The organism is Neisseria sp. (assembly GCF_041804105.1).
Taxonomy (GTDB): Bacteria; Pseudomonadota; Gammaproteobacteria; order Burkholderiales; family Neisseriaceae; genus Neisseria.
Map to the genome: position 1 here is coordinate 1 of NZ_JBHCJY010000039.1, position 10,704 is coordinate 10,704.

The 10,704-nt window shown below is 51.5% G+C and carries 12 protein-coding genes; 3 read left to right on the forward strand and 9 right to left on the reverse strand.

The features are described 5' to 3' along the window. Window positions 1–127: 127 nt before the first annotated feature. From ispF to dnaQ, 4 genes are all read right to left on the reverse strand, one after another. Entirely contained in the window at window positions 128–622 is a 495-nt protein-coding gene (ispF, locus tag ACEYDX_RS04040; protein ID WP_373740749.1) for a 2-C-methyl-D-erythritol 2,4-cyclodiphosphate synthase, read from the reverse strand. 82 nt (window positions 623–704) lie between these two features. Continuing rightward, complete coding sequence (locus ACEYDX_RS04045; protein WP_373740750.1) at window positions 705–1,244, reverse strand: hypothetical protein; 540 nt, start codon at window positions 1,242–1,244, stop codon at window positions 705–707. A gap of 37 nt (window positions 1,245–1,281) precedes the next feature. Further along, window positions 1,282–1,980 (reverse strand): 2-C-methyl-D-erythritol 4-phosphate cytidylyltransferase, encoded by a 699-nt coding sequence (gene ispD, locus ACEYDX_RS04050; RefSeq protein WP_373740751.1) that lies wholly within the window; start codon window positions 1,978–1,980, stop codon window positions 1,282–1,284. Further along, a complete protein-coding gene (gene dnaQ / locus ACEYDX_RS04055; RefSeq protein ID WP_373740752.1) occupies window positions 1,977–2,705 on the reverse strand; it encodes a DNA polymerase III subunit epsilon in 729 nt (242 codons plus the stop codon). The genes ispD and dnaQ overlap by 4 nt, the downstream gene beginning before the upstream one ends. A 237-nt stretch (window positions 2,706–2,942) precedes the next feature. On the opposite strand from dnaQ, the gene ACEYDX_RS04060 reads away from it, so the two are divergent. Beyond that, window positions 2,943–3,419, forward strand: coding sequence for a pyridoxamine 5'-phosphate oxidase family protein (locus ACEYDX_RS04060; RefSeq protein WP_373740753.1), 477 nt, complete (start codon window positions 2,943–2,945; stop codon window positions 3,417–3,419). A gap of 293 nt (window positions 3,420–3,712) precedes the next feature. Beyond that, window positions 3,713–4,534 carry an outer membrane beta-barrel protein gene (locus ACEYDX_RS04065; protein ID WP_373740754.1) on the forward strand — a complete coding sequence of 274 codons (822 nt, stop codon included), beginning with the start codon at window positions 3,713–3,715 and terminating at the stop codon, window positions 4,532–4,534. Window positions 4,535–4,797: 263 nt separating this feature from the next. Here the strand turns inward: ACEYDX_RS04065 and ACEYDX_RS04070 are convergent, their stop codons facing one another. The 5 genes from ACEYDX_RS04070 to ACEYDX_RS04090 all read right to left on the reverse strand — a co-directional run bounded on the left by ACEYDX_RS04070 (window position 4,798) and on the right by ACEYDX_RS04090 (window position 8,915). After that, the gene (locus ACEYDX_RS04070) at window positions 4,798–5,109 is read right to left on the reverse strand and encodes a hypothetical protein (RefSeq protein ID WP_373740755.1); all 312 of its coding nucleotides are present in this window, start codon (window positions 5,107–5,109) and stop codon (window positions 4,798–4,800) included. After that, a complete protein-coding gene (locus tag ACEYDX_RS04075; RefSeq protein WP_373740756.1) occupies window positions 5,066–5,710 on the reverse strand; it encodes an SDR family oxidoreductase in 645 nt (214 codons plus the stop codon). The genes ACEYDX_RS04070 and ACEYDX_RS04075 overlap by 44 nt, the downstream gene beginning before the upstream one ends. A gap of 263 nt (window positions 5,711–5,973) precedes the next feature. Beyond that, window positions 5,974–7,062: an SMP-30/gluconolactonase/LRE family protein gene (locus tag ACEYDX_RS04080; protein WP_373740757.1), complete on the reverse strand. Its 1,089-nt coding sequence runs from the start codon at window positions 7,060–7,062 to the stop codon at window positions 5,974–5,976. An 82-nt stretch (window positions 7,063–7,144) separates the two neighbouring features. Continuing rightward, window positions 7,145–7,819: a nitroreductase gene (locus ACEYDX_RS04085; RefSeq protein ID WP_373740758.1), complete on the reverse strand. Its 675-nt coding sequence runs from the start codon at window positions 7,817–7,819 to the stop codon at window positions 7,145–7,147. 127 nt (window positions 7,820–7,946) lie between these two features. Then, window positions 7,947–8,915, reverse strand: coding sequence for an NAD(P)H-dependent flavin oxidoreductase (locus ACEYDX_RS04090; RefSeq protein ID WP_373740759.1), 969 nt, complete (start codon window positions 8,913–8,915; stop codon window positions 7,947–7,949). Between the two features lie 684 nt (window positions 8,916–9,599). On the opposite strand from ACEYDX_RS04090, the gene ACEYDX_RS04095 reads away from it, so the two are divergent. Further along, window positions 9,600–10,466, forward strand: a complete 867-nt coding sequence (locus ACEYDX_RS04095) for a LysR family transcriptional regulator (RefSeq protein WP_373740760.1) — start codon at window positions 9,600–9,602, stop codon at window positions 10,464–10,466. The last annotated feature ends 238 nt before the right edge of the window (window positions 10,467–10,704 follow it).

Sequence of the window (10,704 nt, forward strand, 5' to 3'; positions counted from 1 at the left end):
GGTGGAGATGGCGATGCCGAATTCTTTTGCGGCTCTACGAATCGTCCATCCTTGACGGAGTTTTTTGAGCACGAGTTGTTTGAAGTCTTGTGAATAGGCCATGGTGGAATTGTATCGAATAATATGTTTATTTGCTATACGGCGCAATCCCGACCAGCAAAACCGCCGCCTGCGCTTCAATGCCTTCCATCCGACCGAGATAGCCGAGTTTTTCATTGGTTTTGCCTTTGATGTTGACGGCACCGATGTCCAAGCCCAAATCGGCGGCGATATTGGCACGCATCTCATCGATGTGCGGACGGAGCTTCGGCTGTTGCGCAATGATGGTACTGTCCACATTGATGACCCGCCAGCCCGCCGCCTGCACCGCTTTATAGGCTTCGCGCAACAGGAACCGGCTGTCCGCGTCTTTGTGCTCGGCAGCCGTATCGGGAAACAGTTTCCCAATGTCGCCCAAGGCCGCCGCACCGAGCAGCGCATCGGTAACGGCATGCAGAAGCGCATCGGCATCGGAATGGCCGAGCAGCCCTTTTTCAAACGGAATGGTTACGCCGCCGAGAATCAGCGGTCGGCCTTCGACAAGCTGGTGGACATCATAGCCTTGTCCGATGCGGATATTCATGGTTTTTCCTTTCGGTTTGTCGGTTTTCGGTTCGGGCCGTCTGAAAAAAGCTTTCAGACGGCCTGTCGGATGTTGCGGCCGACTAAGGTTTAACGACTTCGATGCTGTCGATTTTGCCGTTCTTTTCATACCGCCTCGTATAAAGCGGCGGGTCTGTTTTGCCGGCATCGGGAAAAATCCCCGAATAATCAATGCGGAACTGCAAGGCCGCCGGAGTTTTGCGGAAACGGGCAAATTGCCGCGCTTCGATTTCAACCATCTCAATCCGTTTCAGACCGCCGTAACGTTTGGCGGCTTCGGCGATTTTCATCTGCGGGTGTACGCCTGCAGTGGTGCGGCATTCGGGTGAAGCCGTACTCAGATAGGTAATCGGACTTTTCGGCGTTCCGCCGTCGGCAAACACGGCAACATCGAGTTTGGACGGAAAAGTGATGACGGTATATTCCGCGCCTTCTGCGTCAGATTCGGTTGAGAATCCGGCCTTCAGATGAGCGGCTTTGATTTGGGCGACGCTTTGCCCCAAGCGGATGCCGTTGATGCCGTTTTCGGTAATGCGGCATTCGGCCTGTGCGGAACAGGCAGCGGCGGCCAGCAATGTGCCAAGAAAGATTTGTTTCATCATCTGATTCCCTGTTCCCAATTCCTATTCAGGAAACCGTTTAACGGCTCGGGCCGTCTGAAAGCAGCAGCCGTACGATGTGTTCGTCCTGCGGCAGCGTAAGTTTCAAGTTGCGCACGTCTCCCTGCACAAGCCGGGGCTTGAACCCCAACCGCTCAACGGCAGACGCTTCGTCGGTAATACCGTCCAAACCGCCCGACAGCGCGCGTTGCAGTAAGGCCGTCTGAAACATTTGCGGGGTTTGCGCCTGCCAAAGCCGTTCACGAGAAACGGTTTCAGCGGTACGCTTATCGGCATCGGCCCGTTTGAGCGTGTCGGCAACAGGTATGGCGAGAATGCCGCCGTTTTCGTCATCGCCGACGGCTTCAATCAGGCGGGTCAGGGCCTCGGGCGGCAGACAGCAGCGGGCTGCGTCGTGGACAAGAATTCGGTCGCTGCCCGATGCCAAACCTTGTTGCAGCAAGGCATCTATGCCGTTGCGCACGCTTTCGGCGCGGCTTATGCCGCCGCAGCGTAATACGGTCAACCTGTCATGGCGGATACGGCAGGCCGTCTGAAAAAACACATCGTCCGGCGACAACACCACGGCCACACGGTCAATCTGTGCATGTTGCAGAAAAATATCCAGCGTATGCGCCAATACGGTTTTGCCGTTGATTTCGACATACTGCTTCGGCTTGCCCGCGCCGAAGCGTTCGCCGACGCCGGCTGCGGGAATCAGGGCGATGCGGCGGTTCATGCCTGCGTTCCGCTGCGCCAAATGCACGCACCGCCGACGGATTTATCGAGCGCGTTCAAATAATCTTCATGTACGGCCAGCTCTTCCGCATCTGCTTTGATGACTTTCAGACGGCCTGTACGCACGGTTTCCGTAGCGGCAACGGCCACTTTTTGCGGTTCGGGCGTTTCCTCTTCTTCCGCCATCAGGTCGAACTGCCCGCGCGTCATTGCCAGATAAACTTCGCCCAACAGTTCGCAGTCAATCAGCGCGCCGTGGAACACGCGTTTGCTGCGGTCCACCGAAAAGCGGTTGCACAAAGCATCCAGATTGTTTTTCTGCCCGGGGAAACGCTCTTTCGCCATCGCCAACGTATCGGTTACTTCGCAGCCGAGTTCCTCAATCGACGGCAACCCCATGCGCTCGAACTCCATATTCAGGAAGCCGACGTCAAACGGCGCATTGTGGATAATCAGTTCGGCACCGCGCAGGAAATCGGCAATTTCCCGCCCTACTCCGGCAAATACAGGCGCATTTTTTGCTTCAAGCTGCTCAAGGGTAATGCCGTGAACCGCAGCCGCCTCTTCGGGAATATCACGCTCCGGATGCACATAAAGATGCAGATTGCGGGCGGTCATCTGGCGGTTAACCATCTCCAACCCTGCAAACTCAATCAAACGGTCCCCCCTGAGCGGATAAAGACCCGTGGTCTCCGTATCAAGAATAATCTGGCGTTTGTGTTCCATAAAAACAGGCTCGCTACGGTCAATCAAATCAGCGGCATCATACTAAATGCAGCAGATAAAGTATAGAAATGCCGTTTATAACCACATTTCCGGCAAATGATTAAAATTTCTTTCTTTTAAAATCAATTACATAGATAATCATTTCACAATAAAAACAATTATCATTTGCTAAGTTTGAGTTTTTCAGTATAATTCAATCCAACGAATCAGCAACTGCAGACAAGAAAGGAGAGCGCTATGCCCGAAAGCATTTTCAAGCAAATCTCTCTCGATATTCTGAGACTGCACCAACATACCATCCGTTCTCTGTTTGCCACGCAACACCACAACAATACCGAAATACACGATACCGTATATATCACATTAGATGGCCGCTATTATGTTTGGCTGCCCCAAACAGCGGAAAACAGTGCGGAAACAGGAATCTTGTTGATTGAAGACGAATATTCGCATTCACGTTTAAGCTGGATAACCACCGCCCGAACCGTGAAACAGAAAGATAGTTTGTACAGCCGCGTTCTCAACGCCATCGAACGGCGGATGCAGCGTACAAAAAATTCTTTCAACCGAACCGCCAACGCATGCCTGCTAGAACTTATTCCGCAACAGGGTCGACTGACGACTGGTAGCAATAAAGACTTCACCCTTTCTCATTCGGATTTAGTCAAAGCACTGTATCCGGCAACGCAGCAACCTTCAGAGTTATTTTCATAGCAACAGTTTATTTTTGGTAGTGGTTTGTGTTCCTTTTGCGCCCCTTAAGTTATTTAAAGGGGCGGTTTTTTTGCACCTAATACAAATCAGCATATACAAAAACTATTATCCGGATAAAATAAATCAAAGCAGTCCATCATGGAACTTTTCAGGATAAATCATCTCTTTTAAACAGCAAATTCCAAAACGGTTTCCCCGATACATTGCAGTCGGCCGTCTGAAAACTTTTTCAGACGGCTTTAGGAAAGCTATATATCAACAACAAACGACACTTAGTGAATAAGGAATTTTCCATGAAAACAATCATCCGCTTCAGTTTGACAGCCTTGGCGTTATCAGCTGCAACAACCGTACAGGCAGCCCGTCCCGTCGAATTTACCGTCGGGACAGAATACTACAACGAAAACTACCGAGAATATACAAACGGTACCGAACGCGTCATGCGCCAAAAAGGCAACTTATGGTCGCTTAACGGCGGCGTCAAATACCGCTTCAACGAACGCCACGCAGCAAAAATCGAAGGTCGTTATTCACGCGGCAAAACTGACTATATCGGAGCTTATCAAGAACAACCCTACGGAAGCCTAACATTAGATGGTTCTCCCCGTCGTGTTTACGATGTCCGTGCTCTTTATGAATACACCCGTCCCGTTAAAGAAGGTATGAATATCGTTTTGAGCGGCGGCATTGGACATCGTGTATTGCGAGACTTAAATTCCCGTATCGTTTCATCCGACTATGACCGCAAAAATCAAACCACCTACGCTCAAATTAGTGCAGGAATGAATATTGCCCTGCCTAACCAATTTGAAGTTTCTCCCCGGATTGCTTACAATCAAATGCTAAACGGGAATCAATATTCTTATCTCAGAAACACCGAAGCTGTCAAAATGAAACAGCACCGCGGTAAGGGTATCGAAATTGATGTACCCGTTTCAAAAAAATTCTCCAACGAATCCAAACTGAGCGTTGGCCCATTCTATCGCGGTTGGAAAGTGTTTGATTCCGATTTAAGTAATGAAGTTCGTAATCCCATTCAAAACACACTCCATACTTTTTATGAACCTAAAAACTACACCCACGAAGCGGGTCTAAAATTGCAATATTCTTTCTAACCTAAACAAACGCACTTCAAGCATTTCGGACAGCCTTTATGGTAGATAGATATCATCCAAGAACAGGCTAAGTAAATTTTTATCGCTTTACACAAATGCTTGATTACATAAAGACCTGTCACCGCACGATATTTCAACGTTCTGATATATCAGTTCGTTTGAAACGTGCGGTGTTGTATATTTATTTTGTTTATGAATAACACTTAACCAACTCAATTAAACCTATACGAGCATCGTGCATAACACAAAATGATTAGAGCAGTTTATCCACTTGTAATTGCATTGCCGAGCGGATAATCGCGTCCGTGCTCCAGCAGATGTTCGCGCACGGTTTTGGCGGGGCGGCCGAGGATGTAGGGAATATCGTTTCTGACCGTGCCCATGTACGCCATGCGGCCGTCCAGAACCTGCTCGACAAAGTCGATGTTAGCCTTGGCGTACCAGCGCTCCACCGGAAAATCGGGTGCCTCGATCATGGCGCGGAAATCGTCAATGGTCTTGTGCTGAACCTTGATGTCCAGGCCGGTTACTTCACTGAGGAGTTCGGCAATTTCTTTGCCGTTCAGACTCTCCACCGACAGCCAGTAGTGGCTGGCCGTGATGGCGGGTTTCACCGTCCGTGAGCACTTTGGCAGTGACGGCTGCGATGTCGCTCGAGGCGATAAAGCCGATCTTGCGGTCGCCAAAATAAGTGGCGTATGTCAGGTTTTTCGGCATGTACAGTCCGGTGATGGCCTCCATAAACATGTTGGGATGCAGGTGCGTCCACGCCATGCCGCTGGCTTCCATGTATTTTTCGATCATCTGGTGCCAGACGAAATGCGGGTCGGTGCAGTCCCATTCGGCAAACACGCCCACGTGGACGATGTGGCGCACGCCTGCTTTTTTGGCGGCATCGATCAGCGTTTTGCTTTGGGCAAGCATGGCCACGGTGTAGCCCGTGAGCAGGAACACCCTGTCCACGCCCGCCAGCGCAAGGGCAAAGGTTCTGGGGTCGTCCAGATCCAGATAGACGGCATCCTTGCCCTGGCTTTGCAGTTCCTTGACCAGCGCCTGATTGCGCGTCGGAATGCGGACGTTGACCGCCTGACCGGCTTCCAGCTCCTTGACTACCTGCTTGCCGACCGTGCCCGTTGCGCCAAGCACCAGAATGGTGGGTTTCTGATTTGTTTTCATATCGTTATCCTAATAATTCCTCAATCAATCATTTTCAGACAGGCAGTAACTATTTGCTGCGTTCGCCAATCCAGCGCGCGATGTCGTCCGCCACGATTTTGCCTTTGGATCCGAGCCTTTGCTTTGAACCGATTGCATGGTGCTTTTGGTTTGGTTGGTAACACCAGAAACGGTTTGGCATTCTGTTAACAAAGCACTTGTTAAACAATGCCGAGGATAAGCCTTTGTATTGTTTATCCTAAATAAAAACCGATAGATAACGTTTATTTCGCTTCAAAATACGCCATCTTATCCCGATAAAACGACCCCAAATAATAGGTATCACCCACAGGTAGCACGGTAGAAACACCACTAAAATCAGCGGTGTATTTGCCTTTATAAATCGGATTTAACGCCAAATTATCAGGGCTAATTTGGGTGATGTGAAAATCTTTTAGACAATTAAAAGTCAAACCATTTGAGCAGTTTTGTGCCATAGAACCTGCGGTGATGAGCTTGTCGCCCGCCCAATGCAAATTATCCGCCACGCCATAGTCCAAATGCGTTTGGGCCACGATTTTGGCGGGGTTGGTGTTGGTCAGTTTGCTCATGCCTTGCATATGGGCGACATAGATGAATTTGCCATCACGGGACAGCTCAATGCCGTTATTGCCGTTTAATTCAGAGCCTTGCAGTTTGACAAATTGCTGTGTGGTCGGTGTCCAGCGATACACCGCCCCTGTGGTTTTGCCTGCAAACATATCCGCCAAGCTGTGCTGTGGGTGCATCATCACGGTAACATAAATAGAGCCGTCCGCCCCTGATACCACGCCATTTCCTGCATAATCGTTTAGCATACGCACATTGCCGAGCCAAGTGAGTGTAGGCGTGGCGGTGTTGGTATTCACTTCAAAAATCTCAATGGTTTCACGAGTGATTTTTTGGTCAAAGCCGTTGTGATTGACGGCATACAGATAAAATTTGCCCTTGCCGACTTCCCGAATACTGATGCCGTGAATTTGCATTTCATCGGCGTGGGGCTGTGGCTCGCTGTTTGGGAATTGGGCGGACGGCTTACCTGCTTTGGGGGCAATCAGACGACTTGCCGTTTTGTTTTCGCCATCCACCAAATACAGCCCGCTTTTAGGTGCCATACCACTGGCGATAAGCCATTTGGTATTAGGGATTTGCACCAAATCTTCGGGGCTTTGAATGTTTGTGATGTAGCTTAATTTTTCTACGTTTTTTGCCGTTTGAATGCTGGGCGGTGCTATTTTTTGTGAATGGGTAACCGCTTGATGAATGGGGGTACACGCCACGCCAAGTGTGGCAAGGGTTAGTGTGATTAGGCTGGCTTTGAAAGATGATTTCATTAAATTTCTCCGTAAATAAATGGAATAAGCGTATTTTAATTTCAGGCCGTCTGAAAACAGGCAGCCTGAAACTTTCGCGGTTTTACCAGTGCAACACGGCGCTTTCGCTCACCGGCACACGCCCCAGATGTTTTTGATTGGGCATGGCATCCCAGTCGGGATGGCCGAACGAAATGCCGTGCAGCAGTTTGAATTCATCGGAAACGCCCAGTTCGCGGTGGATGTCCTCGGCAAACAGTCCTAAAAACAGCATCGGGATGCTGCCGAAACCGCGCGCCGTCAAAGACAGCATAAAGGTTTGCGAATACATGCCCATGTCGGCGGCAACGTTCACATCGTGATTGTCGATGCCGGGCATAAACAGAAACGCCACATGCGGCGCGCCGTAAAATTCCGCGTTTCTTTGGATAACCGCCGCACGTCCCTCTTTGTCTTCACGCGCCACGCCGAAGCTGTCGGTAAAAACGTGTTTGTACTGGTTGCGCCAGCGCGGTTCGTAAATGCCGCCGAATTTGCTTTGGTCGAATTCGAAATCGGGCGTGAATTCCTGTTTGGCAAACTTTTCGGCAATCACGTTGCCTACGCGCCGCAGGGTTTCGCCCGATACGATGTGGACGTGCCAAGGCTGGGTATTGCAGGCGGACGGTGCGTTTTGCGCATCGGCCAACACCTGCTCGATTTCGCTCCGGCTCATCGGCGTGGGCAGAAACTGGCGGATGGACTGGCGGGTTTTTACGGTGGTTTCAAAATCCAACATATTCATATTCCTTAAGTTTATCAACTGTTTATCAAACTGCATTCAGGCCGTCTGAAAACTCAAGCGGCCAAACCTCGGCGGAAGCTCTTTAATATACGCTTACGGTTTCAGGCCGTCTGAAAAAAATTCAGGCGGCGAAATCCTGCATCAAATCGTCAATCAAAGCCTGCACGCTGCGGATTTCCTTAATCTGCGTGATGCCGTTGCCGACCGAAATATAGCCGCCGGCCAAATCGCCTTCCAACATGCCTTTGCGCATGCCGACCGTGCCCTGCATCAGCTTGGCCGTTTCGTCGCGGCTGCCGCCGTTTTCGGAAATTTCGTACATTTTCTTCGCCAGCTCGGTGGGCAGCGAGCGGTAGTAGGCCGGATGGGTGCGGAAGAGCAGCAAATCGTCCGCCGAACAGTCCACCAGCATCTGCTTCACGTTCGCCGCCATGCGGTTTTCGTGCGTGGCCAGAAAAGCCGTGCCGATGTACACGCCTTCCGCGCCCAAGGCGAAACACGCGCGCACACCCGCCAAATCGGCAATGCCGCCCGCCGACATCACGGGAATGCCGACGGCCTGCGCGATGTGCGTCGTTACCGCAAACGTACCGATTTCCTTGTCCGGCAGCGTGCCGCCTTCGTCGAAACCCGTGGCCACCACCACGTCCGCCCCCAGCCGTTCGGCCTCCCGCGCACTCTCGACGGTCGGATTCAGCGCGCGGTAAATAATCTTGATGCCCGCATCTTTAAACGCACGGAACAAATCCGCATCCAGCACCACGTTAATCAGCACCACGGGCACACGCTCTTCGATGATCAGATCGCGCATCGGCACAATCAGTGCCGGATTTTCCGAAATCATCACGGGCACGGCAAACGGCTTGCCGGTCAGCGATTTCACCTTGCGGATTTCCGCACGCATCCGCTCGATGACTTCTTCGTTGGAAGTCGGATTGGCCGTCTGCCCCGCGTGCGGGCCGAGCATCCCCAAGCCGCCCGCGTTGCTCACGGCGGCCACAAAGGCCGCATCGGTCATCCACGACATCGCGCCTTGGACAACGGGGTATCTGATGCCTAAAATTTCGGGAATACGGGATTGCAGTTTCATGGTTTTACCTGTGTCGTCAAAAACAGAACAACGCTATTTTATCGATTTCATATTCAAAACAGAATACCGAAAAATGGGAAGATATTTTTCAGATATGGAAAGACAGAGCAGAACAAAATGCCTGCAACGTTTGCAAAATCCGAAAGCATTCAGAAACCTCTAATCCGTCACTTAGTTGCGCAGGCGGAAATCCGGACCTGCCGGTTTCAGGAATATTGAAAATGACAGTTAAGTCAAAATTCCGGATTTCCGCCTGAACAGGGGAAGCACGGCGGACACAGATTTTCAGGTTTAACCTGAGTCTTGCAAAAGTTTATGCCTGTCTGAAAAACCGTTTTCAGACAGGCATTCCCCCATCCAAACATTCCAAAATCGAAAGAAAAGCAGGTAAAATTACCCCATAAATCCCGAATACAGAACACAGCAAGTAGGTACGGTTAGCCTGCTTCAAGCAGACTAACCGTACCGATGCGGCATTTCCAGACGGCATGCCGCGGGAAAACCAACCGCCGTGCGTACGGTTACGGCGTATCACCCAACCGTACCTACGCAGGCCGAGTCTCGCAAAAGTTTATGCCTGTCTGAAAACCCATTTTCAGACAGGCATTCCCCTCCCGAATATTCCAAAACCGAAAGCAAAACAGGTAAAATCACCCCATCAATCCCGAATACGGAACATAGAAAATGGACTTGAACGCAGTCAGAATGTTTGTCGGCGTCGTGCAGGCAGGCAGCTTTTCCAAAGCATCGGAACGTCTCGGCATCCCGCTGGCCACCCTCAGCCGCAACATCGCCGCCCTAGAAAAATCGCTCGGCATCCAATTGCTCGAACGCGCCAAAACCGGCGTCGCCCCCACCCTGACCGGGCAGAAATTTTACGAACAGAGCTGTCTGGGCATCGACAGCCTGCTCGAAGCCGAACGCCATCTCCGTCAGGACGAACAGCAGTTCAGCGGCAAACTGCGCATCGCCACCCCGCCGTCCTTCCTGCCCGCATGGGACTGGATGGCGCAATTCCAGCAACGCTACCCCAACGTGCAGGTACACTGCACCGTCAGCGCACGGCTGATGGACTTCTTTTCAGACGGCATCGACGCCGCCTTCCGCTTCGGCGACCTGCACACCGACAACGTCATCGCCAAACCCGTCGCCCGCTTCGGCAGCATACTGGCCGCCTCACCGCAATTCGTACAGCAACACGGCATACCGCAAACCCTCGGCCAACTCGCCCGTTTCCCCTGCGCCACCTGGTCGGACGGCGGTGCCCCCGACTTCGGCCGCATCTTCCGCCGCACCCCGCCGCCCCTGAACACCGTGTTCAGCAGCAACGACCTGCACGCCGTACTGCACCACGCCCTGCAAGGCCGATCCATCGCCATACTGCCCCCTTACTGCGCCGCCGAAGCCCTGCAAAACGGCAGCCTCACCGAAGTCCTGCCCGACGAACCGAAACACGACTACCCCGTGCACCTCATCTACCCCGCCCACAAACACCCCTCCGCCTTGTTGCAGGCGTTTGCAGCGTTCTGTATGGAACAACAGGCCGTCTGAAAACGGTTTTCAGACGGCCTTATCCACCCATTTACCTCAAGCGATACAAATGTGTTACATATCATTTAATCTTCATAAAACAGAAACGGAAAATCAGTTGATTAACCGTGATTTAGGTCGTCTGAAACTTTTTCAGACGGCCTGAGACCTTTGCGAAATACCAGCTACTCCATCCAAACGGTTACCTGAACAATCAAGGTAACCGTTTTTTCATTTTCAGACGTATTTCTCGTCCATA